The organism is Agromyces sp. NPDC055661 (assembly GCF_053618135.1).
In genome coordinates this window covers 115,981-138,362 of sequence record NZ_JBSHHC010000002.1, presented here as the reverse complement: position 1 = coordinate 138,362, position 22,382 = coordinate 115,981, and the positions used below count along the sequence as shown (strand labels likewise).

The window sequence follows — 22,382 nt, the reverse complement described above, 5'->3', positions numbered from 1 at the left end:
ACTGTCGGGGTGTGGAATTCATCCTACCGATCGGTCAGGCGGCGGCAGCGAGCTTCCCATGAGACTCGAAGGGAAGCCGGGGCGGGCTCCGGGCGTAGGCTCAGCGTGTGGATCAGCGTGAGGGGCCGCGCCGGCGCGGGCGACCGCGAGGCGCCAACCCCGACGACACGAAGGCGCGCATCCTCGCGGCGGCGGCCGCCGAGTTCGGCGAGCGCGGCTACGAGGCGGCGTCGATCCGCTCCATCGCCCGGCGCGCGCACGTCGACCCGCGCCTCGTGCACCACTACTTCGACGACAAGTCCGCGCTCGTGGCCGAGGTCGTGGCGGTGCCGCTCCGACCCGACCGCATCGTGCAGGGCGCGCTCGACGGGCCGATGGACGAGCTCGGTGCCCGCCTGCTGCGGGCCGTGCTCGCCGCGTGGGGCAATCCGAAGGTGCAGCCGGCGGCCGCCGCCGCGATGCGATCGGTGATGGCCCAGGGGCCGGTCTCGCGGATGCTGCGCGAGTTCCTCCGGCGCGAGATCATGCTGCGCCTGGCCACGCGGCTCGGCGACGCCGAGGACGCCGAGCTGCGCGCGGAGCTCGCCGCCTCGCAGGTCGTCGGCATCATCATGGTGCGCTACGTGCTGGCGTTCGAGCCGGTCGCATCGATGTCCGACGACGAGCTCGTCGCACGCGTCGCGCCGGTCGTGCAGTTCCACCTCACGGGCGACGCGCGGATCCTTGACAGCACCGGGGCACCGGCGCACAATTCAGCACATGATGAATAACGCGGATGCCGCGACGAGCGGGCCCGCCATCGTCGTGCACGACCTGCACGTGAAGCGGGCGAAGACGCCCGTGCTGCAGGGGCTGTCGCTCGCCGTGCCGAAGGGGCTCATCGTCGGGCTGCTCGGCCCGAGCGGCAGCGGCAAGACCACGCTCATGCGCTCGATCGTGGGCGTCCAGGTCGTGCAGTCGGGCACCATCGACGTGCTCGGCCTCCCCGCCGGCTCGAGGGGGCTCCGTCGCCGCGTCGCGTACTACACGCAGCAGGCGAGCGTGTACGACGACCTCACCGTGCGCCAGAACCTCTCGTACTTCCGCAAGGTGCTCGGCGCTCCGGCATCCGACATCGACCGGGTCATCGAGCGCACCGACCTCGGCTCGGTCGCCGGCCGGCTCGCCGGCTCGCTCTCGGGCGGGCAGCGCGGCCGGGTCTCGCTGGCCGCCGCCCTCCTCGGCAACCCCGAGGTGCTCGTGCTCGACGAACCCACGGTCGGACTCGATCCCGTGCTGCGCGTCGAGCTCTGGCAGCTCTTCCACGAGCTCGCCGCCGAGGGCGCGACCCTCCTCGTCTCGAGCCACGTCATGGACGAGGCCAAGCGCTGCGACCGGCTCCTGCTCATGCGCGACGGCGAACTGCTCGCCGACGACACCGTGCAGGGCGTGCTCTCGTTCACCGGTACCGACGACGTCGAGGAGGCGTTCCTGCGCCTCATCGGCCGCGGCGAGCCCGACCTCCAGCCGCACGACGGCGAATCGGGGGATGCGCCGGTGCATGTCGCGAAGCACGCCAGGGCGGCCGACGACGCCGGAAGCGAGGCGACGCGATGACCCTCGTCCGCACGTTCTCGACCGCGGGCCGCGTGCTCACGCAGATCCGCCACGATCCGCGCACCGTCGGCCTGCTGCTCGTCGTGCCGAGCCTGCTCATCGGGCTCGTCGCCTGGATCTTCACCGACACCGACGTGTTCCAGACCATCGGACCCGCGATGATCGCGCTGTTCCCGTTCATCGTCATGTTCCTCGTCACGAGCATCTCGACGCTCCGCGAGCGGCGCAGCGGCACGCTCGAGCGGCTGTTCTCGATGCCGCTCGGCAAGGGCGACTTCATCCTCGGCTACGCGCTCGCGTTCGGCTTCCTCGCGGTCTTCCAGACGGCGATCGCGGTGTCGTTCGCGGTGTTCGTGTGCGGCCTCGAGATCGAGGGCTCCATCTGGCTGCTGTTCGCCGTGACCGTCGCCGACGCGCTGCTCGGCACCGCCTTCGGGCTGCTCGCGAGCGCGTTCGCCCGCACGGAGTTCCAGGTCGTGCAGTTCATGCCGCTGCTGGTGTTCCCCCAGATCCTGCTCGGCGGCATCTTCATCCCGCGCGACCAGCTGCCCGAGGTGCTCGAGGCGATCAGCGACTGGCTGCCCCTGAGCTACGCGATCGACGCGCTCACGGCCGTCGCCGACGGCTCCGAGGATGCCGCCTGGATCTGGGCGCGCATCCTGGCGATCGCGGCCTGGATCGTGGGCTCGATCGTGGTCGGCTCGATCACGCTGCGTCGGCGGACGCCGTAGCGCCGGCGTCGGTCGCGGCGCGGGCTTCGGGCGCCGCACCCGCGTCGGCCGCGGCATCCCCTCGGCCCGTGCCGAGCACGCGGTCGAGGTAGGGGTTCGCGAAGCGGCGCTCGGGGTCGAGCTCGTCGCGCACGCGCAGGAAGTCGTCGAACCGCGGGTACACCTCGCGCAGGGTCTCGGCCGACTGGGTGTGCATCTTGCCCCAGTGCGGGCGCCCGCCGAAGCCGCGCATGAGCTGCTCGACCGCGGCGAAGTACTCGGTCGGGTCCTCGCGGTAGTAGCGGTGCACGGCGACGTAGCCGGTCTCGCGGCCGTGCGCCGTCGAGAGCCAGTTCTCGTCGGATGCCGCGGCGCGCACCTCGATCGGGAAGCTGACGCTCCACCCGTTCCGCTCGATGAGCTCGCGCACCCCGCGCACCGCCTCGGGGATCGCTTCGAGCGGGATCGCGTACTCCATCTCGCGGAATCGCACGGTGCGGTTCGTGGTGAACACCTTCGGCGAGAAGTCGCTGAAGTCGCGCTCGCCGGTGAACGTGTCGACGAGCCGGGCCAGCCTCGGGGTCACGCCGGGCTGCAGGTGCCCGTGCATGCACATCGCCCGGTAGGCGCCGTTGGCGAGGAGCTCGTCGTCGATCCAGCGCGACACGCGGCCGAGGGGCTTGCGCGGCGCGTCGCCCGGCAGGCGCGTGTTCGTCTTGGTGAGCGCGGTGTCGGTGTGCGGGAACCAGTAGAACTCGAAGTGGTCGTGCGCGCGCACGCGGTGGATCCACTCGTCGAGCACGAGGCCGAACGGCTCCTGGCGCTCGACCGCGTGCAGCACGAACCGCGGCACGAGCTGCAGCGTCACCTCGACGAGCACGCCGAGCGCGCCCAGGCCGACGCGCACGGCCGGCAGCAGCTCGGGGCGCTCGGTCTCGCTGATCGTGATGAGCTCGCCCGTGCCGGTCACGAGCTTGGCGGCGACGATCTGGGTCGCGAGGCCGCCGAACCCGAGGCCGGTGCCGTGCGTGCCTGTCGAGGTCGCGCCCGAGATGGTCTGCCGGTCGATGTCGCCCATGTTCTGCAGGGCGAGGCCGTACGGCGCGAGCAGTTCGGGGAGCGCGTGGAGCCGCGTGCCGGCGGCGAGCGTCACCCGGCCGGTCGCGACATCCGCGTCGATGACGCCCGACAGGTCGGTGAGGTCGAGCTGCACGTCGGGCGCGAGGGCGACGCCGGTGAAGCTGTGGCTCGCGCCGATGGGCTTGACGCGCAGGCCGGATGCCGCGGCGGCGGTCACCGCCCGCTGCACCGCGCCGGCCGTGGCGGGCCGCTCCACCCGCAGGGGCCGCACCGACTCGGTGCGCGCCCAGTTGCGCCACGTCGCTCCGCTCGCCGTCACAGGAACGCCTTCCCCTCGCCTCGATAGGTGGGCACGGTGTCGACCACCTCGTCGCCGTCGACGACGGCGAATTCGTTCAGGTGCTCGGACAGCTCGCCCGACTTCGTGTGCCGGAACCAGACCCGGTCCCCCGCGCGCAGCGCGCGGGCCGCCGCGCCCGTCACGGGCGTCTGCACCTCGCCCGCCGACTCCCGCCCCAGCAGCTCGAGGCCCTCGGGCCACACGATCCGCGGCACGCGGTCGGCCGCGGGCGGGCCCGACGCGATCCAGCCGCCGCCGAGGATGGTGGCGTGCTCGGGGCTCGGCGAGCGGACCACCTCGAGCGCGAACGCCGCGGCCGGGGCGGGCGTGAAGTGGGCGTACCCGTCGAACAGGTGTCCGCCGAACAGGCCGGAGCCGGCCGCGATCTCGGTGACCGAGGGGTCGGCCGAGGTGACCTCGAGCGAGCCGGTGCCGCCGCCGTTCACGAACTCGAGGTCGGCGTGCTCGCGCACCGCCGCCACCGCGCGGGCCCGTCGCTCGACGAGCTCGGGCATCGAGCGGGCCTGCATCCAGCGGTTGATCGCGCCGTCCACGGGCCTGCCCTTCGGCCGGTTGGTGACGCCCGCGATCTGCGCCTCGTACGACATGACGCCGACGAGGCGGAAGCCCGGCCGCTCGGCGACGTACGCGGCGAGCCCGCCCGCGTCGGACGGGTCGTGCACGGGCGACCGCCGCACGCCGAGGTGCCCGAGCACCGGCGCGTTCCACGAGGCGTCGAGCTCGAGGCACACGCGCACCTCCTCGCGGCGGCCGGGCGGCAGCACGTCGTCGACGAGGTCGAGCTGCTGCGGCGAGTCGACCATGAGCGTGATGCGGCCGGCGAGGCCGGCGTCGGTCGCGAGCCGGCGGATGCTTCCGCGCTCCGCCGTGGGATAGCCCACGACGAGGTCGTCGATCGTGTCGGCGAGCCAGAGCGCCTCGGCGAGCGTGTACGCCAGCACCCCGTGGTAGCCCGGCTGCGCGAGGAGCGACTCGATCACGCTGCGCACGCGCACCGACTTCGACGCGATGCGGATGGGCGTGCCCGCCGCGCGGCGGGTCATGTCCTCCGCGTTGTGCCGCAGCGCGCCGAGGTGGATCGCGCCGACGGGTGCGTCGAGGTCCGCGGTGGCGGCGGTGAGGGCGGGCCAGTACCGGGACGGGTCGGTCCAGGGCGCGGCATCCGTCGTCGCGGGGCCGACGCGCAGGTCGAGCGAGGCGGTCATCGCACGCTCCTCACCCGGGCCACGGCGAGCGCGCCGCCGAAGGCGAACACGGCCGAGAGCACGAAGACGAGCACGAACGATCCGGTCATGAGCACCGCGGCGGCGCCGATGAGCGGCGCGATCGCCTGCGGCACGGCGGAGGCGATGTTCATGATGCCGAGGTCCTGGCCGCGCGTCGCGGCATCGGGCAGCACCTGGGTGGCGAGCGCCTGGTCGACCGAGAGGAAGCAGCCGTAGCCGAGCCCGAGGAGGCCGGCGGCGACCATGGCGACCGAGAGGTCGGGCACGATCGCGAGCAGGAGCGCGGCGACGCCCTGCAGGCCCGAGGCGAGGAACACGAAGGCCTTGCGTCGCCCGAGCCGGTCGGAGAGCCTCCCGAGGCCGAGCGAGGCGAGGATCACGAACACCATGTAGATGAGCGTGAGGATGATGAGGTCGTCCTCCGCGTGCTCGTCGTCGAGCTGGAACATGAGGAAGTAGAGCAGCAGGCTCGTGCCGAGCGCGTTGCCGATCGAGACCATGACGCGGCTGAGCAGCGTCCAGCCGAAGTCGGGGTGCTTGCGGGGGCTGATCCAGAACCCCGCGATGATGTGCTTCGCCGACACCCGCGTGCGTTCGGTCGCCGTGAGCGGCTCGTCGTGGCGGAACAGGAACGGCACGGCGAGCACTACGAGGATCGCCGCGAGGAGCGCGTAGCCCGTCACCCGGTCGGTGACGAGCTCGGTCACGAGCAGCAGGCCCACGATGATGCCGACGGCCTGCGGCGCCGACATCCAGCCCGACACGAACCCGCGCTGGTTCACGGGCACCTGGTCGGAGATCGTCGCGGTGAGCGCGGCGGTCATGATGCAGAAGCCGACGGATGCCGCGACCCACGCGGCGCCGATCGCCCACATCTCGGACTGGAAGCCGAGCAGCACGAGCGAGGCCGCGAACACGAGCGCGCCGATCAGGATCCACGGGCGACGGCGGCCGAACCGCGACGTCGTGCGGTCGGAGAGCGCACCCGTCAGCGGATACGCGATGATCGTCGCGAGCGCGGCGACGCCCGAGATCGCGCCGAACGCGACGACGCTGTCGACCCAGTCCTCGGGGTGCAGTCGTTCGTCGACCTGGGCGGGCAGCAGCAGCTGCACGGGTGTGAGCTGCGCCATCCAGATGCCGAACCAGGCCGTCGCGAACGCGGTGATCCAGCCGGCGCCGACGCGTCGCGTGGGTTCGCCGAGGGCGGCGGGCGCGGTGGCCGCGTGGCCGGCGGGCGCGTCGAGGTGGGTCATCGGGGGTCGGCCATTCTCGAGAGGGCGTCGGCGGCCGCTGCTGCGACCGCGCGTGCGGCGTCGTCGTCACGGTCGACGAGCCAGGTGAGCGTGAGCCCGTCGGTGAACGCGACGAGCACGCGCGCCGCCAGGGCGACGGGCACGCGCCACGCGGCATCCGCCACGCTCGCGGCGAGCTCGAGCGACCGCTCGGCGAGCTCGACGTACCGCGCGTACTGCGCGAGCGCGAGCGGATGCCGGTCGGGCGACCGCAGCGCGTACTGGGTGAGCTCGAGCATCGCCTGCTCGTGCTCGGGGTCGGCCTTGAGGTGCTCGAAGTAGCGGAGGATGCCCGCCTCGAGGATCTCGCGGAGGCCCAGGCCGGGCACCACCTCGGGCATGACCGCCGCCTGCTCGCGGGCGACGACCGTGGCGATGAGCTCGTCGATGAGCTCGTCGCGCGAGTCGAACGCGTAGTGGAAGCTCGCGAGCGACATGTCGGCCTCGGCGACGATCGCGCGCGTGGTCGCCTGCGCGATGCCGTGCTGGGACACGACGCGCAGGGCCGCCTCGATGAGCGCCGCACGGCGCTCGGGTGCGGGGATGCGGGCCACGCGGCTCCTCTCGACTCCGTTGCCGACTGAAGTGGGACGATCGTCCCAGTCGCACCAGTATGCACGAAACGGACGCGCGGTGCACGCCCGCACGGCTACGCTCGCACCATGCGCCTCGGTGTCCTCGATGTCGGATCCAACACCGTGCACCTGCTGGTCGTCGACGCCCATCCCGGTGCCCGCCCCATCCCCACGGCCTCGCACAAGGCGGTCCTGCGCCTCATGCGGTACCTCGAGCCCGACGGCGCGATCAGCGACGAGGGCGTCGCCGCCATCCTCGACGCGGTGGGCGGTGCAGCGGATGCCGCGCGCGAGGCCGGCATCGAGGAGCTGCTGCCGTTCGCGACCTCCGCCATCCGCGAGGCGGCGAACGGCGAGGAGGTGCTCGCCCGCGTCGCGCGCGAGACCGGCGTCGAGCTGCAGGTGCTGTCGGGCGACGACGAGGCACGCCTCACGTTCCTCGCGGTGCGGCGCTGGTACGGCTGGTCGGCCGAGCGGATCCTGCTCTTCGACATCGGCGGCGGCTCGCTCGAGATCGCGAACGGCGCCGACGAGGTGCCCGACGTCGCCGAGTCGCTGCCCCTGGGCGCCGGCCGGTCGACGGTCGCGTTCCTGCCCGACGACCCGCCCAGCACCGAGCAGGTGCAGGCGCTGCGCGAGCACGCGGCGGGCGTGCTCGAATCCGCGCTGCCCGACTTCGCCCACCTGCCCTCGCCCGACCACGTCGTGGGCTCGTCGAAGACCATCCGGTCGCTGGCGCGGCTCGCCGGCTGGACGGAGGAGGGCGTCGGCTCCGAGGAGCGGAGCATCCTGCGCCGGAAGGGCCTCGACGACTGGATCCCGCGGCTCGCACGCATCCCCGCCGACGCTCGCCCGGCGCTGCCCGGCATCACCGCCGACCGCACCTTCCAGATCGTCGCGGGCGCCGTCGTGCTCTCCGAGGCGATGAAGGCGTTCGACGTGCCCGAGCTCGACGTGTCGCCGTGGGCACTGCGCGAGGGGCTCATCCTGCGCCGGCTCGACCGGATGAACTGAGGGCAGCGCGCGGCATCCGTCGCGTTGCGGCGCCGGCTATGCGTCGAGTCGCGGCGGCCGGGCGAGCACGGGCGGATGGTCGCCGTGCCGGTGCACGATGCGCCACCCGTCGCCGAGGCGGCGGTAGACGTGCGTCACGCGGATCGTGATCTCGCCGGGGTCTCCCCCGTCGACGCGCACGACGCCCCGCTCGAACCCGACGGTGTGGGCCGTGTCCTCCCCGACGTGCACCAGGTCGTACTCGGGCACCAGGGCACCCTCGCTGAACCGGCTCGCCACCCAGTCGAGCGTCGCCATGACGTCGTCGTACCCGCGCTCGATCGTGCCGAAGGCGCCGAACAGCGTGACGTCGTCGATGGTCGCCCAGCACGAGCGATACGGTGCGGGGTCGCCGCGCCCCATCGCCCGCAGGCCCTCCGCCGTCCGCGCGAGCGCGTCCTCGAAGCCGGTCTGCCCCACGTCGCCTCCCCGGTTCCGGCGTGACGCTCCGCCCGCCGCGATGGATCCGATGCGATTATCGGTGCTCGCTCCGGCATCCGCCACCGCCCGGGGCCCGGCCCGAACGGGCGCTCACGGGCCCGGTGCGACCGAGGCCGCTCGCACGCGCCGCCTGATCGGCGTGAAGACCCACGCCGCGAGGAGCGCGAGCGCGACGCCGAGGAGGGTCAGCCCGACCCGCTCGAGGAACCAGTGCGAGGCCGACTCGGTCTCGTCGAGCAGCAGCATCGACAGCACGAGCACCGTCGAGAAGAACGGGAAGACGTACCAGCGGCTCCCCGACGTCCCCGTGCCCACGGCGAGCGTCACGAGCACCAGCACGGCGATCACGGGGTCCGACGGGGAGAACGCGGCGATGGTGCAGGCGACCAGCGCGCCGAGCACGACGGATGCCCCGCGCCCCCAGCCGCGGGCGTCGAGCTGACGCCGATCGGGGCGGCTCACGAGCAGCGCGGCGGTGCACGCCCAGCCGGGGTGGTCCACGCCGGACGCGAATCCGAGCGCGGCGCCCGCGGCGCCCGCCAACCCGATCTGCACCCCGTAGACGAGCATCGTCGTCCGTGGTGCGGCGACACGTGGAGGCCGGGCCGCCGGCGCTCCCTCGGGCCACGCGAGCGAGACGAGCCAGCTGTAGACGGATCCCGCCACCATGAGGACCCCCGCCGCGAGTCCGGTCGTCCACGATGATTCGGAGAGTCCGGCGCCGTACAGCGGCAGCCCGAGCATGAGCATCAATGGAGCGAGGCGCCTCGAGGGATCGGCGGTCATCGCGGCGACGACGACGCAGAGCACGAACACCATCACGACCGCGAGCACGGCACGGTCCGCGACCAGCGACCCGAGGAAGAGGGATGCGCCCGCGACCACCCCGACGAGGATGACGACAGCGCGCTCCCGTCGGGAGCTGCGCAGGCCGAGGGCCGCCGCGGGCAGCACGCCGACCGCCAGCGGCAACCCCAGCGACGGGTCGAACGCGGATGCCACGACCGCCGGCAGGGCGAGCATCACGCCGTGCGCGACGTTCCGCCACGACCAGGCGATCGGGCGCCGGGATTCCATGGGACCACCCTGCCGCATTCGTCGGCACCGCCCCTTGGAATCGCGCCGGTCGTTGCTTAAAATGTCTGCTGCGGACGAGCCGTCCGCGAGGCAGCAGGTCGCTGCGAACCCGGGTTTCGCGTTCACGGAAGGCCAGATGTCACCATGGGAGCACTCCATCTCGAAGGAGTCGGGCCGATCGTCATCGACGACGAACTGCTCGACCACGTCTTCACCGTCATCACCACCAAGCTGCGGCGCCACGAACCGGTCCTCCTGAGCTGGATCGACGAGACCGGGCAGGAGCAGCGCGTGTTCCTCACGCATATCACCTCGATCCGGGCCGAGTTCGACACGGCGGAGCGCACGCCCCGCGACAAGCACTGGCTCGACCGGCTGATGGTCGCGGTCAACAGCAATGCCGGCCTGTCGCTCAGCGCCGCCATCGCCGACCGCGACACCGACCGGATCCCGACGGAGGCGCTGCCGCCCCGTCCAGGGAGGACCGGCGTCGCGACCTCGCCGGCGGCCTGAAAACCGCGCCGCGCACCCGTGCGGCCCGTCCCGGTCGGGCCGCGACCGGAGGTCGGCCGGGGGCCGTCAGGGGGTCCACATCCGCCGCCGAACGGCTCCCGAGGCTAGCGAGCGCTTCCTGCGCGGTCAATCCCCTGCCGGCTCGCCTGCCCGCTTCGTAGCGTGGAGCACGGCAGGACCCGGTGGCCCGATGATCGACGGGTTCGCCGGATCCGGCCGCGAAGGCGGTGATGATGACCGGTTGGAACATGGACACGCTCGCGAACACGGCCGGACCGGGCGCGGTGACGATCGTGGAGGGGACCTCCTTCTGCGTCTCGGGCCCGAACGGCGACATGGAGCCGTCGCTGCCGCACGGTGCGTTCTACCGGGACACGCGCGTCGTGTCACGGCTGACGCTGCTCGTCGACGATGCACCGGTCGAGCCGCTCTCCTCCATCTCACCGCATCCGTACCGCGTCGTCATGGTCGGGCGCGCCGGGCACGTGCCGGGCCGCGCCGACACGCCGTTGATCGTCGAACGCGACCGACGGGTCGGTGCCGGGCTCCTCGAGTCGATCACCCTGCGCAGCTTCTCGCGCGACCCGATGGCCTTCCGCGTCGAGGTCGTCATCGAGGCGGACTTCGCCGACATCTTCGAGGTGAAGGAGGGCCGCGCCGCACGACGGCCGAAGCGCGTCGAGGAGGAGGGGCCCGGTCGTTACCGGATCCGATCCGCCCACGCCGTGAACCACGGGCTGCTCGTGCTGGCGGAGGGCGCCGAGCTCGTCGGCGACCGGCTCTCGTTCGACGTCGTGCTCGACGCACGTGGCGTGTGGTCGCGCACGCTGCGGGTGGTCCCCGCCGACGAGCTGCCCGACAGCGCCGCGGCGCCGGATGTCGAGGAGGACGTGCTGACCGAGCCGGCACGGCGGTTCCTCGCGTGGCAGTCCGGCTCCCCGGTCTCGTCGCTCGAGGACGACGCGATGGAACGCGTCATCCGCCAGAGCCAGCAGGACCTCGGGGCGCTCCGGATCTTCGATCCGGAGCATCCTGATCGGCCGGTGATCGCGGCCGGCGTGCCGTGGTTCATGGCGCTCTTCGGACGCGACTCGCTGCTCACCTCGCTGATGGCCCTGCCCCTCGAACCGGCGCTGGCGCTGGGGACCCTGCGGACGCTGGCCGGCCTGCAGGGCCAGCGCGAGGACGCTTCCTCCGAGGAGCAGCCGGGACGCATCCTCCACGAGGTGCGACTCGGAGCGACGACGAACCTCGCGCTCGGCGGGCGATCGGTCTACTACGGCACGATCGACGCCACGCCGCTGTTCGTCGTGGTGCTCGGCGAGCTCGCCCGGTGGGGCGGACTGCCCGACGACGCCGACGACCTGCTCGAGGCCGCGGATCGCGCACTCGACTGGGTGGACCGCTTCGGCGACCGCGACGGCGACGGGTTCGTCGAGTACGGCCGCCTCAACGACCACGGCCTCGTGAACCAGGGCTGGAAGGACTCGTGGGACGGCATCAACTTCGCCGACGGAACCCTCGCCGAGGCGCCGATCGCGCTGTGCGAGGTGCAGGGGTACGTCTACGACGCGTTCCTCGCCCGCGGGATGCTGGCCGGGATCCGCGGCGACGACGAGGCCGCCGAGCGGTGGGCGGAGCGCGCGGCCGGGCTGAAGCGCGCGTTCAACGACGCGTTCTGGCTTCCCGATCGCGGCTGGTTCGCCGTCGCGCTCGACCGCGACAAGCGACCGGTCGACGCCAGCACGTCGAACATGGGGCACTGCCTGTGGAGCGGCATCGTCGACGACGACAAGGCGGCAGCGGTCGCCGAGCGCCTGCTCTCGCCCGAGATGTTCAGCGGGTGGGGCGTGCGCACGCTCGGCACCGACATGGGCGCCTACAACCCCGCGAGCTACCACAACGGCTCGGTCTGGCCGCACGACAACGCGATCGTCGCCGCGGGTCTCATGCGGTACGGATTCGTCGAGGAGGCGAACCGCATCGTCGCCGGCCTGTTCGAAGCGGCCTCGTACTTCGGCGCACGCCTTCCCGAGCTGTTCTGCGGATTCGATCGGGAGCAGTATCCCGAGCCCGTCTCGTATCCCGCATCGTGCTCGCCGCAGGCCTGGGCAGCGGCCACCCCGCTCTCGCTCCTGCGCACCACGCTCCGGTTCGACCCGTCGCTCCCGACGGGCGAGGTCTGGGTCTCCCCCACGTCGGCGGCCACCTTCGGCGACATCCACCTGCGCAACGTGCCGTTCGACGGGCGCCGCATCTCGCTGGACACCTCGCGGTCCGGCACCACCGTCGCCGGTCTGCCCGCCGGCGTCACCCTGCACCACGAGCCGATGCGGTCGGCAGTGGTGCCGACCCGAAGGGAACCCACATGAGAATCGGCATCATCGCGCCGCCCTGGATCCCGATCCCGCCTCCGGCGTACGGCGGAATCGAGTCCTTCATCGACACACTGGCCTGCGCACTGCAGGACGCGGGGCACGACGTGGTGCTCGCGGCATCCGCCGACAGCACCTCGCCCGTGCCGCGGCTCGAGGGCTTCGAGCCCTCCGATCCCGAGACGATGGGCGTCACCGCCCACGAGCTGCGCCACCTGCTGCGCGCCTTCGCGGGGCTGGACGATGTCGACGTCATCCTCGACAACACGCTCGCCGGGCCGATCATCGCGAAGTCGGCGACGAGGGTCCCGGTCGTCACCGTGGCGCACGGGCCGCTCATCCCGCTCGAGCAGGAGCTGTACCTGGCCGCGGCATCCGACGTCGCCTACGTGGCCATCTCGCACAACCAGGCCTCGCTCGCCGCTCCGGTGCCGATCGCCCGGGTCATCCACCACGGCATCCGCGTCGAGGACGTCCCGATCGGGCCCGGTGGCGAGACGGCCTGCTTCGTGGGCCGGATGCACCCGTCGAAGGGCATCCCCGAGGCGATCGAGGCGGCGGCCATCGCGGGCATCCCGTTGCGCATCGCCGCGAAGATGCAGGAGCCGGCCGAGGAGGAGTACTTCGAGGAGGTCGTGCGGCCGGCCCTCGGCTCGAACGCGGAGTACCTCGGCGAGCTCACGACCGAGGAGAAGTACGTGCTCATGGGGGAGTCCTGCGCACTGCTCAACACGGTGCAGTGGGACGAGCCGTTCGGCCTCGTGATGATCGAGGCGCTCGCGACCGGCAGCCCGGTGGTGGCGACGCCGCGCGGATCGGTCCAGGAGATCGTGGAGGAGGGTCGCACGGGCTTCGTCCGCGGGACGCCCCGCGACCTCGCTGAAGCGCTCCAGCGCGTCGGCGAACTCGACCGTGCGGCGTGCCGGGAATCCGCGGAGACGCGCTTCTCCGCAGCTCGAATGGCGGCGGACTACGTGGACCTGTTCGAGGACCTCGTGCGTCGCCCGCGCCCGGTCGATCGCGCCGGAGCCGCCCGGCCGGCGGCGGTGACCCTCGACGGGCCGAGTCCCGCCGGATAGCGCGTTGAGGCAGTGGCGCCGGCGCCGGACTGCGATGCCGGCGCTCCTCGTCGACCGTCTCCCGATCGTGGAGGTACGACGCCGGTTCGGTGGTCGTCTGCGGGCGCTCCATCCGCCGATGGTCGCGGTCTCCGCCTCGGCACGGACAGGGGCTTGACGAGAGGCCCTTGTTGACGAGCGCGATGCGTCGTGCGGGCGTTCCACGTGCCAGGTGCGAGAGATCGAGCAGGCCGAAGACCGCGGCGATCAGCGCGCCGACGAGTCCGATCCCGACGACCACGTCGGCGAGCCTCCCCCATCCGCGCGACTGCGCGCGCGGGTTATACGCGCCGAGGTCGGGCATCGCAAGGGACTTCATCGTCTTCGTCGCGGCTACGTACCGTGTTCGAACCCGAACCGACGGGCTGTCGCTGCTCCATGGCGGCATCGAGCCCGTCGGCCCAGATACAAGAAGAGGGCAGACGATGACCAACAGTTACCTGTCGAACACGCCAGGCGGCGTCACCGCCGACGACACGACGTCGGCCCGGTCCGGCGATCTCCGCGACGACGTCTCCACGCTTGCTTCGGATGCCGGGGACGCCGGCCGTCACGTCGTCGACGTGGCCAAGGACGAGACCCGCTCCGTCGCGTCGGAGACCAAGGACCAGGCTCGCCGGTTCCTCGGCGAGGTCGGCGACGAACTCAGCAGCCAGGCCGCCGCTCAGCAGACGCGGCTGGCCGGCGGGCTGCGGTCGGCGGGCTCCGACCTCTCGGAGATGGCGAAGGCCTCGACCGGCTCGGGCTACGCGTCCGAGCTCGTGCGTGGAGCCGGCGATCGCGTCGACGCCGTCGGACGCTGGCTCGAGCAGCGCGACCCGCGTTCGGTGCTCGAGGAGGTCAAGGGCTTCGCGCGGCGCCGTCCGGGCGTCTTCATCGCGATCGCCATCGGAGCGGGCGTGCTCGCCGGCCGGGTCACACGGGCGATCATGTCGCCGCCCGACGGGGACGGCTCGTCCGGCCGCCGGGCGATGACCACCGGAAGCGCCGACTTCACAGCGCCGCCAGCGCCTCCGGTCCGCGAGGTCCGGCCGCCCGCGACGACCACGGTCGGCACCGGGTACACCGGCACCGGAACCACCGGAACCGGGACGACCGGCGCCGGCACCATGGCCGGCACGGGCGGCGGCGGAGCCGGCGACACCACGTATGGCACCCCGGGGACGGGCGGTGCCTGATGGGAGACCCACGTCATTCGTACGACTCGTCGTACGACCCGACGGTGACGCCGTCCGAACGCCAGGCGGAGGCGAGCTCGCTCGGCGACCTCCTCGCCGAGGTGTCTCGCGACGTCTCGACGCTGATGCGCCAGGAGGTCGAGCTCGCCAAGGCCGAGATCCGCGAGTCCGCGAAGCGGGCAGGCCGCGGGGCCGGACTCCTGGGCGGTGCCGGCGTGGCCGGCATGCTGGCCCTGGTGTTCCTCTCGATCGCGCTGTGGTGGGGCCTCGGCTACCTCATGGGCAATGCCTGGTCCGCCGTGGTCGTGGCCGTCCTGTGGGGCGTCGTCGCGCTCGTCCTGGCCCTCACGGGCAAGAAGCACATCGAGGAGATCGCGGGCGTCCCGCAGACGGTCGAGACCGTGAAGGAGATCCCGGAGACGTTGAAGAGGAATGAGGAGAACCGATGAGCAATCCCGATGAGATCCGCGCCGACATCGAACGCACCCGTGCCGAGCTCGGCCAGGACGTCGACGCGCTCGCCGACAAGGTGACGCCCTCGAAGATCGCGGAACGGCAGACGCGCAAGGTGCGTCGAGCCCTGACCTCGGTCAAGGACCGCGTCATGGGCGTCGCCTCCGACGTCGGCGACACCGCCCACGATGCGGCGGACCACGTCGGCGACGCCGTGGCCGACGCACCGCACAAGGTCGCGTCCACGACGCGCGGCAACCCCATCGCCGTCGGCCTCATCGCCTTCGGCGTGGGCTGGCTGGCCGCTTCGCTGGTGCCGCCGTCAAAGGTCGAACGCCAGGCCGCCGACCAGGCGAAGGATGCCGCGGCACCCCTCGTCGACGAGGTGAAGGAGATCGCCGCCGAGACCGCCGACCACCTCCGCGATCCGGCCAAGGAGGCGGCTGACGCCGTCAAGGACCGGGCCGCCGAAGCCGTCGAAACCGTCCGCCAGGAAGGTGAGGCGGCCGCATCCGAGGTGAGCAGCGAGGCCAGGCACACGGCCGAGAGGCACACGTCGGCGGACTCGACGACGCCGTCGACGACTCCGACGCAGCCGCCGATCACGAGCTCGGGCGACCCGTCGACGCACCGGCCGTCGCCCTCGGGAGCGACGCCGTCGTCGTCGGAGCCGTTCGGCCCCTGATCGGACGCTTCAGGCGCCACGACCGCGGGGCGCGGCATCCGATCGGATGCCGCGCCCCTTGTCGTGCGCCGGCGGTGCCGGGGCTTTCGTCATGCGCTGCGGCATCCGACCCGCCCTGTCAAGGGGATGCTTCGCGCACCGTCGCACCGCATGCTTGCCTGACGGGTCGTCGAGGGGGTCCACGGCGACCCGGACCCCGGCCCGGGCGCGACGGTTTCCCTTACTGGCCGACCACGACCCGCGCCAAGGCCGTCCGAGCATGCGCGGGCGACGCGCGCACACGGAATGGCCTCCTGCCCGTCACACGCTCGTCATCTCGCCCGCATATCGTGCCGGAAACCGAACGGAGGTGTGGGATGCACTCCATGGACCAGTACGACATCATCGGCGCGGGCGAGGGACGGTGGGACGTCCAGCTGCGTGACAGCCTGTCGGTCGTCGGCTACGTCTGGCGGACGGGCGCGGGCTTCATCGCGTGGGACTGGGCGGACCGCCAGGTCGGCGTGTTCGAGTCGCTGCCCCGAGCCGTGGGCGCGCTCGGCGCCATCGCGGCGGCGAGCTGACGGCTCAGACGGACCCGCCGCCGAGGTCCCCGAACAGGAAGCCCGCCCGCTGCTCGCGGGCCTTCCGCTCGACCTCGAGCGGGTCGAGGTCCGATCCGTCGTCCGCCAGGACCGGGCCGCCCGGATCCTCGGCGGCGAGGTCGACGGGATCGGCTTCCAGCCGGAGCCGCTCGTCGGCCGCGTGCTCGACGAGTGCGGGGATGTACTCGCGGACCCTGCCGTCGGCGACCCGCGCCGACTCCTCCCCGACGACGGCCTCGACGCGCTCCCGGCCGAGGGTGGGGAACCGCTCGGCGAGGCGATCGACGACGTTCCGGATGGCTGCCTGCTCGACGGGATCGTCCATTCGTGCAGTGTCCGCCGCGCGGCATCCGTGGCCAACCCCGACGAGGTGAACGGCGAGTGAACATCCGGGCCGCACCGCACGGACGGCCCGCGCGAGCCGACGCGGCATCCTTGAGGCGCGGAACCGCCCACCGTAGGATGCGAGCGTGGTCGACGAGAACCGGGGGTCCGTCTCCGCTTCGCCTGCGCTCGACCGCGAACTGCTGGACGCGAAGTTCAGCCCGCCCCCGCCGCGACCCGGACTCGCGAGTCGGCGATCGCTCGTCGAGCGGGCCGTGCACAGCGGCGCGGGGGTCGTCGCCGTCACCGCCCCGGCGGGCTACGGCAAGACGACGCTGCTCGCCGAGTGGGCGTCGACGGATGCGCGCCCGGTCGGCTGGGTGTCGCTCGACCGCTTCGACGACGACCCGGCCGCCCTGCTCACGCTCCTGGCGATGGCGTTCGCGCGGGTCTTCCCCGACGCCGCCGGCGTGGTCGCGGAGATGCGCGGCCAGGGCTCGGCGTCGCTGGGTCGCTCGGCGCCGCTGCTGGCCGCGGCGATGGCCGACGCCCCGGCTCCGTTCCTCCTGGTCGTCGACGACCTCCACGAGGCCGACTCACCGGCCTGCCAGGACGTGCTCGAGGTGGCGCTCGCCGGCGTCCCCGAGGGGTCCCAGGTCGTGCTGGCCGGCCGGCACGAGCAGTCCCACCTCGCCCGGCGACGCGTCGAGGGCCGGGCGTTCGAGATCGGGGTCGACGAGCTGCGAGCGGATGCCGCGGCGGCACGCGTGATCTTCGCCGGGGCCGGGGTCGACATCGACGAGCCCGAGCTCGACGCACTCGTGGCGCGCAGCGAAGGGTGGCCGACCGGCCTGTTCCTCGCCGCGCTGCTCGCCCGCGACGGCGGGGACCCGTCATCGGTGACGGGCGACGACCGGTTCGTCGCGGACTACCTCTATCGGGAGTGCGTGCGGAGCCTCCCTGAGGACACGCAGCGGTTCCTCCGTCGCACGGCGATCCTCGAGCAGCTGTCCGGTCCGGTCTGCGACGCGGTGCTCGACCGGGCCGACTCGGGCGCGCTCCTGCGCGAGCTCGAGGTGCACGGGCTGTTCCTCGTGCCCCTCGACCGTCGGCGCGGCTGGTACCGGTACCACGCGCTCTTCCGGGAGTTCCTGCTCGGGGAGCTCGGGGCATCCGAGAACGGCTCGGCCGTCCGACTGCACCTCTCCGCCGCCGCGTGGTACGAGGAGCACGGGCTCCCGGCGCAGGCGATCGAGCACCTCCTGGCCGCCGGGGACCACGGACATGCGGCCCACCTCGTGGCGGCGCTGGCCCGGCCGACCTACCTCGTCGGCCAGGTGAGCGTCGTCAGCCGCTGGCTCACCGAACTCGGCGACGCGGCCATCCGGGCGTACCCGCCGCTGGCGATCCTGGCGGGCTGGGCGGCGGTGCTCACCGGCGCACCCGCCGAGGCCGAACGCTGGGCCTCGATGATCGAGCGCATCCGCTACGACGACGATGCGGTCGACGACCAGCCGATGTTCGAGTCCGCCCGCGCCATGCTGCGAACCGCCATGTTCGCGCACGGCCGCGAGCGCGCGATCGCCGACGCCGCCCTGGCGGTGGCGAGCGAACCGCCGTGGAGCCCGTGGCGCGACCTCGCGCTCTACCTCTCGGGCGAGGTCTCCCTGCTGAGCGGCGACCTCGACGATGCGAGGTCGTCGTTCGAGGCCGCGGCGGCCCTCGCGCCCCAGGTCGGCATCACCGACGCGGTGCTGCTGAGCGAGGCGGAGCTCACGATCATCGCCGCACGGGAGCACCGCTGGGCGGACGCAGAACGGCACGTCGCCGTCGCGCTCGACGCGATCGACGCGTTCCACATGGAGGGCTACCCCACGACCGCGCTGGCGCTCGCCGTCGGCGCCTCGGTCGCCGTGCATCGCGGCGACCGCGCGGCGGCCGAACGCCTGCTCGCCCGGGGCATGCGCGCGCGGGTGGGCTGCACGTACGCGATGCCATTCGTGTCCGTACGGGTCCGGCTGCAGCTCGCCGTCGCGTCCACGGCGCTGGGCGACGGCGTCACGACCAACCACCTGCTCCGCGAGATCGACGACCTCCTCGACCGCTGCCGCGACCTCGGCGCGCTCGCCGACGAGATCGCCGCGTTCCGGCGGGAGGCGCACGAACGACCGGCCGACGCCGGCAGCACCCCGCTGACCCCGGCCGAGCTGCGACTCCTGCCCTACCTGCAGACGCATCTCACGCTGAGCGAGATCGGCCGACGCCTGTTCATCTCCCGCAACACCGTCAGCTCCGAGGTCGGCTCGATCTACCGCAAGCTCCAGGTCACCACGCGGAGCGAGGCGGTCGAGCGGGCCATCGCGATCGGACTGCTCGGCGCCTGACTCCCCGCCCGGCGCCGGATCGCCCGCCCCGGGTCGAGTCAGAACGTGTCGTCGGGTGCGAGTCCGACATCGCAGCCGAGGGCCAGCGCGAGCTTCGGCGCGGCGGCGACGACGAGCGGGAGCCCGATCACCGGCACGACGCCCGCCAGCACGTCCACGATCTCGCCCGGCGTCGCCCCGGCGCTCACCGCGGCATCCGCCTCGGCGCCGAACGACGGCTGGGCGCCGCCCACGGCGACGAGCGCGGCGATGCGGATGAGCGCGAGCGTCCTGCGGTCGAGCTCATCCGCCGCTCCGGCATCCTCCCCGAGACGATGGTCGTTGATCGTCAGCCGACGCAGCCGTTCGGTGTAGTCCACCAGCGTCCCTCCCCCGTCGACGTCCGGCACCCATGAGGACGACGACATTCCATTCGACGGATGCCGCGACCGCATCACGCGAATCGCATGATCCAGCCCCCCGGTGGCTTCACGCGATTCGCATGATGTGGTTCCGGCGAGCGTCGCAGTACCGTTCCGGCGACGGCGGCTCCGCCTGGGCCCGCCGCACGACGAAAGGCAGCGCGATGAACTTCTGGGACTTCCTGGTCTGGCTCTTCTGGGTGTACATCCTCTTCGCGTGCATCTGGATCTTCATCTCGATCGTGATCGACATCTTCCGCGACCACACCCTGAACGGGTGGGGGAAGGCGCTGTGGCTGATCTTCCTCGTCTTCCTGCCGTTCCTGGCGGCGCTGGTCTACCTGATCGCACGCGGTCGAGGGATGGGCGAGCGCAACATGGCACGCGTCCGGGACGCCCAGCAGGCCAACGCGGACTACATCCGCAACGTGAGCGGCTCCGGCTCCTCGCCGACGGCCGAGATCGAGAAGGCGCAGCAGCTGCTCGCCGCGGGAACCATCACGCAGGCCGAGTTCGACGCCCTCAAGGCGAAGGCACTCGCCGCCTGACCGCGGCGGTCGGCCGGCAGCATCAGTTTCGGGTTCGTGGGGAAGGCGGACATGACATGACGGATGAGACGCGCGATTCGGTGATCGGAGCGCCGCTGCCACCCGCACGCACGCTGCCGTTCCCGCCGGCCGCCTCGGGCAGCACCGCGGGGCGCACCATGCAGGAGTCCACCTACAGCCCGAAGCCGCCCGAGCATCACCTGCCGGCCGACGCCCCGAACGTCCTCGTCATCCTGATCGACGATGCGGGCCCCGCCCTGCCGACGACGCTCGGCGGCGCCGTGCGAACGCCGACGCTCGATCGGGTGCGCGCGCGGGGCGTCGGATACAACCGGTTCCACACGACGGCCATGTGCTCGCCGACGCGGGCGTCGCTCCTGACCGGCCGCAACCACCACCGCGTCGGCAACGGCCAGATCGCGGAGCTCGCGAACGACTGGGACGGCTACTCCGGCCACATCCCGAAGAGCAGCGCGACCATGGCGGAGGTGCTGCGTCAGTACGGCTACGCCACGGGAGCCTGGGGCAAGTGGCACAACACGCCCGCCGAGGAGACCACGGTCGCCGGGCCGTTCCATCGCTGGCCGACCGGCTACGGGTTCGAGTACTTCTACGGGTTCCTCGCCGGCGAGGCCTCCCAGTACGAGCCGAACCTCGTGCGCAACACCACCTCGGTGCTGCCGCCGAAGTCGCCCGAGGAGGGCTACCACCTCAGCGAGGACATCGCCGACGACGCGATGGCCTGGCTGCGCAACCACAAGGCCCTGAAGCCCGACCAGCCGTTCTTCATGTACTGGGCGACCGGCGCGCTGCACGGTCCGCACCACATCATGAAGGAGTGGGCCGACCGCTACGCGGGCGCCTTCGACGACGGCTGGGACGTGTACCGGGAGCGCGCCCACGAGGGCGCGAAAGCGGCCGGGTGGATCCCCGCCGACGCGGAGCTCACCCCTCGGCCGGAGAGCCTCGCGGCCTGGGACGACATCCCCGAGCACCAGAAGCCGTTCCAGCGCCGCCTCATGGAGGTCGCCGCGGGCTTCGGCGAGCACGCGGACGTGCAGGCCGGGCGACTCATCGACGAGCTCGAGCGACTCGGCTACGGCGACGACACGATCATCATCTACATCTGGGGCGACAACGGCTCGTCGGGCGAGGGCCAGAACGGCACGATCAGCGAGCTGCTCGCGCAGAACATGATCCCGTCGACCGTCGACCAGCACATCGCCGCGCTCGAGGAGCTGGGTGGACTCGACGCCCTGGGCACGCCGGCCACCGACAACCAGTACCACGCCGCGTGGGCGTGGGCGGGGTCGTCGCCCTACCAGGGGATGAAGCTGCTCGCGTCGCACCTCGGCGGCACGCGCAACCCGATGTTCGTGCAGTGGAACGGTCGCATCGAGCCCGACCCCGTGCCGAGGACGCAGTTCCACCACGTCGTCGACGTCGTCCCCACGATCTACGAGATCATCGGCATCTCCCACCCCGACTCCGTCAACGGCATCCCGCAGGACCCGATCGACGGCATCAGCCTCGCGTACTCGATCGACGAAGCGGATGCCGCGGGCCGCCGTCGCACGCAGTACTTCGAGATCATGGGCAGCCGTGCCGTCTACTCCGATGGATGGATGGCGTCGGCGCTCGGCCCGCGCCTGCCGTGGGTGCCCGGCGCACCTCCCGGCATCGCGACGTGGACCCCCGACCAGGACCCGTGGGAGCTCTACGACCTCGACCACGACTGGAGCCAGGCGCGCGACCTCGCCGCGGAGCATCCCGAGAAGCTGGCCGAGCTGAAGGAGCTGTTCGCGATCGAGGCGGCCCGGAACGACGCGCTGCCGATCGGCGGCGGCCTCTGGGTGCCGGCGCTGCACCCCGAGGACCGGATCAGCCCGCCGTACACCGAGTGGGAGCTGAGCGGCGACACCGTGCGCGTCCCGGAGTTCTGCGCGCCGGCCCTCGGCAACCGTCCGAACACCGTCACGATGCAGGTGCACCTCGGCGACCAGGCGAACGGCGTGCTCTACAAGCTCGGCGGAGCAGGTGGAGGCCTCACCTGCTACCTCGCCGACGGCGTGCTCACCTACGAGTACAACCTCTTCCTGATCCAGCGCACGATCATCGCGTCGGCGTCGCCGATCCCGGCGGGCGACGTGACGATCGAGGTGCGGACGGAGTACGTGGAGCCACGGCCGGGCGGCCCCCTCGGGGTCACGCTCCTGGTCGACGGCGCGGAGGTCGGCTCGGGCACCGTGCCCGTGAGCGCCCCGTTGCTGTTCTCGGCGAACGACTGCCTCGACATCGGACGGGCGTACGGCGGGGCCGTCTCACGGCACTACGCCGACCGCATGCCCTTCGCGTTCGACGGCACGATCGACGGCGTCCACATCGCCTACGCGCAGGCGTGACGA

General features: G+C 72.4%; 22 protein-coding genes. 14 read left to right on the top strand and 8 right to left on the bottom strand.

Going from position 1 to position 22,382, the window contains the following annotated elements; translation table 11 throughout:
• Nucleotides 1-107 precede the first annotated feature (107 nt).
• From ACWGO8_RS14195 to ACWGO8_RS14185, 3 genes are read left to right on the top strand one after another with little or no spacing between them, the layout of a single operon-like run.
• The gene (locus ACWGO8_RS14195; RefSeq protein ID WP_452043692.1) at nt 108-770 is read left to right on the top strand and encodes a TetR/AcrR family transcriptional regulator; all 663 of its coding nucleotides are present in this window, start codon (nt 108-110) and stop codon (nt 768-770) included.
• Nucleotides 760-1,596 carry an ABC transporter ATP-binding protein gene (locus ACWGO8_RS14190; protein WP_452043691.1) on the top strand — a complete coding sequence of 279 codons (837 nt, stop codon included), beginning with the start codon at nt 760-762 and terminating at the stop codon, nt 1,594-1,596. The genes ACWGO8_RS14195 and ACWGO8_RS14190 overlap by 11 nt, the downstream gene beginning before the upstream one ends.
• Nucleotides 1,593-2,327, top strand: coding sequence for an ABC transporter permease (locus ACWGO8_RS14185; RefSeq protein ID WP_452043690.1), 735 nt, complete (start codon nt 1,593-1,595; stop codon nt 2,325-2,327). The genes ACWGO8_RS14190 and ACWGO8_RS14185 overlap by 4 nt, the downstream gene beginning before the upstream one ends.
• Here the strand turns inward: ACWGO8_RS14185 and ACWGO8_RS14180 are convergent.
• From ACWGO8_RS14180 to ACWGO8_RS14165, 4 genes are read right to left on the bottom strand one after another with little or no spacing between them, the layout of a single operon-like run.
• Nucleotides 2,302-3,705 (bottom strand): D-arabinono-1,4-lactone oxidase, encoded by a 1,404-nt coding sequence (locus ACWGO8_RS14180; RefSeq protein WP_452043689.1) that lies wholly within the window; start codon nt 3,703-3,705, stop codon nt 2,302-2,304. The genes ACWGO8_RS14185 and ACWGO8_RS14180 overlap by 26 nt on opposite strands.
• Nucleotides 3,702-4,952: an alanine racemase gene (locus tag ACWGO8_RS14175; RefSeq protein ID WP_452043688.1), complete on the bottom strand. Its 1,251-nt coding sequence runs from the start codon at nt 4,950-4,952 to the stop codon at nt 3,702-3,704. The genes ACWGO8_RS14180 and ACWGO8_RS14175 overlap by 4 nt, the downstream gene beginning before the upstream one ends.
• Entirely contained in the window at nt 4,949-6,229 is a 1,281-nt protein-coding gene (locus tag ACWGO8_RS14170) for an MFS transporter (RefSeq protein ID WP_452043687.1), read from the bottom strand. Before ACWGO8_RS14170 ends, ACWGO8_RS14175 begins: the two co-directional genes overlap by 4 nt.
• The gene (locus ACWGO8_RS14165) at nt 6,226-6,822 is read right to left on the bottom strand and encodes a TetR/AcrR family transcriptional regulator (RefSeq protein WP_452043686.1); all 597 of its coding nucleotides are present in this window, start codon (nt 6,820-6,822) and stop codon (nt 6,226-6,228) included. Before ACWGO8_RS14165 ends, ACWGO8_RS14170 begins: the two co-directional genes overlap by 4 nt.
• Before the next feature lie 108 nt (nt 6,823-6,930).
• Between ACWGO8_RS14165 and ACWGO8_RS14160 the strand changes: the two genes are divergently transcribed.
• Complete coding sequence (locus ACWGO8_RS14160) at nt 6,931-7,857, top strand: Ppx/GppA phosphatase family protein (protein ID WP_452043685.1); 927 nt, start codon at nt 6,931-6,933, stop codon at nt 7,855-7,857.
• Nucleotides 7,858-7,893: 36 nt separating this feature from the next.
• On the opposite strand, the gene ACWGO8_RS14155 is transcribed toward ACWGO8_RS14160, so the two are convergent.
• Both ACWGO8_RS14155 and ACWGO8_RS14150 read right to left on the bottom strand, forming a co-directional pair.
• Nucleotides 7,894-8,316 carry a YybH family protein gene (locus ACWGO8_RS14155; protein ID WP_452043684.1) on the bottom strand — a complete coding sequence of 141 codons (423 nt, stop codon included), beginning with the start codon at nt 8,314-8,316 and terminating at the stop codon, nt 7,894-7,896.
• A gap of 111 nt (nt 8,317-8,427) precedes the next feature.
• Nucleotides 8,428-9,414 carry an FUSC family protein gene (locus ACWGO8_RS14150; RefSeq protein WP_452043683.1) on the bottom strand — a complete coding sequence of 329 codons (987 nt, stop codon included), beginning with the start codon at nt 9,412-9,414 and terminating at the stop codon, nt 8,428-8,430.
• Between the two features lie 144 nt (nt 9,415-9,558).
• Here ACWGO8_RS14150 and ACWGO8_RS14145 point away from each other — a divergent pair, with 144 nt between their 5' ends.
• The 7 genes from ACWGO8_RS14145 to ACWGO8_RS14115 all read left to right on the top strand — a co-directional run bounded on the left by ACWGO8_RS14145 (nt 9,559) and on the right by ACWGO8_RS14115 (nt 16,299).
• A complete protein-coding gene (locus ACWGO8_RS14145; protein WP_452043682.1) occupies nt 9,559-9,927 on the top strand; it encodes a DUF7882 family protein in 369 nt (122 codons plus the stop codon).
• A 233-nt stretch (nt 9,928-10,160) separates the two neighbouring features.
• Entirely contained in the window at nt 10,161-12,299 is a 2,139-nt protein-coding gene (locus tag ACWGO8_RS14140; RefSeq protein WP_452043681.1) for an amylo-alpha-1,6-glucosidase, read from the top strand.
• Nucleotides 12,296-13,381, top strand: coding sequence for a glycosyltransferase (locus ACWGO8_RS14135; RefSeq protein ID WP_452043680.1), 1,086 nt, complete (start codon nt 12,296-12,298; stop codon nt 13,379-13,381). Before ACWGO8_RS14140 ends, ACWGO8_RS14135 begins: the two co-directional genes overlap by 4 nt.
• Nucleotides 13,382-13,845: 464 nt before the next feature.
• Nucleotides 13,846-14,598, top strand: coding sequence for a hypothetical protein (locus tag ACWGO8_RS14130; RefSeq protein ID WP_452043679.1), 753 nt, complete (start codon nt 13,846-13,848; stop codon nt 14,596-14,598).
• Nucleotides 14,598-15,047, top strand: a complete 450-nt coding sequence (locus tag ACWGO8_RS14125; RefSeq protein WP_452043678.1) for a phage holin family protein — start codon at nt 14,598-14,600, stop codon at nt 15,045-15,047. The genes ACWGO8_RS14130 and ACWGO8_RS14125 overlap by 1 nt, the downstream gene beginning before the upstream one ends.
• Nucleotides 15,044-15,736, top strand: a complete 693-nt coding sequence (locus ACWGO8_RS14120) for a DUF3618 domain-containing protein (protein WP_452043677.1) — start codon at nt 15,044-15,046, stop codon at nt 15,734-15,736. The genes ACWGO8_RS14125 and ACWGO8_RS14120 overlap by 4 nt, the downstream gene beginning before the upstream one ends.
• Nucleotides 15,737-16,101: 365 nt before the next feature.
• Nucleotides 16,102-16,299: a hypothetical protein gene (locus ACWGO8_RS14115; protein ID WP_452043676.1), complete on the top strand. Its 198-nt coding sequence runs from the start codon at nt 16,102-16,104 to the stop codon at nt 16,297-16,299.
• 4 nt (nt 16,300-16,303) lie between these two features.
• On the opposite strand, the gene ACWGO8_RS14110 is transcribed toward ACWGO8_RS14115, so the two are convergent.
• Nucleotides 16,304-16,645, bottom strand: coding sequence for a three-helix bundle dimerization domain-containing protein (locus ACWGO8_RS14110; protein ID WP_452043675.1), 342 nt, complete (start codon nt 16,643-16,645; stop codon nt 16,304-16,306).
• Between the two features lie 145 nt (nt 16,646-16,790).
• On the opposite strand from ACWGO8_RS14110, the gene ACWGO8_RS14105 reads away from it, so the two are divergent.
• Nucleotides 16,791-19,028 (top strand): LuxR C-terminal-related transcriptional regulator, encoded by a 2,238-nt coding sequence (locus tag ACWGO8_RS14105; protein WP_452043674.1) that lies wholly within the window; start codon nt 16,791-16,793, stop codon nt 19,026-19,028.
• Nucleotides 19,029-19,066: 38 nt separating this feature from the next.
• On the opposite strand, the gene ACWGO8_RS14100 is transcribed toward ACWGO8_RS14105, so the two are convergent.
• Nucleotides 19,067-19,387 (bottom strand): carboxymuconolactone decarboxylase family protein, encoded by a 321-nt coding sequence (locus tag ACWGO8_RS14100; protein ID WP_452043673.1) that lies wholly within the window; start codon nt 19,385-19,387, stop codon nt 19,067-19,069.
• A gap of 206 nt (nt 19,388-19,593) precedes the next feature.
• Here ACWGO8_RS14100 and ACWGO8_RS14095 point away from each other — a divergent pair, with 206 nt between their 5' ends.
• Complete coding sequence (locus tag ACWGO8_RS14095) at nt 19,594-19,977, top strand: SHOCT domain-containing protein (RefSeq protein ID WP_452043672.1); 384 nt, start codon at nt 19,594-19,596, stop codon at nt 19,975-19,977.
• 56 nt (nt 19,978-20,033) lie between these two features.
• Complete coding sequence (locus tag ACWGO8_RS14090; RefSeq protein ID WP_452043671.1) at nt 20,034-22,379, top strand: arylsulfatase; 2,346 nt, start codon at nt 20,034-20,036, stop codon at nt 22,377-22,379.
• The last annotated feature ends 3 nt before the right edge of the window (nt 22,380-22,382 follow it).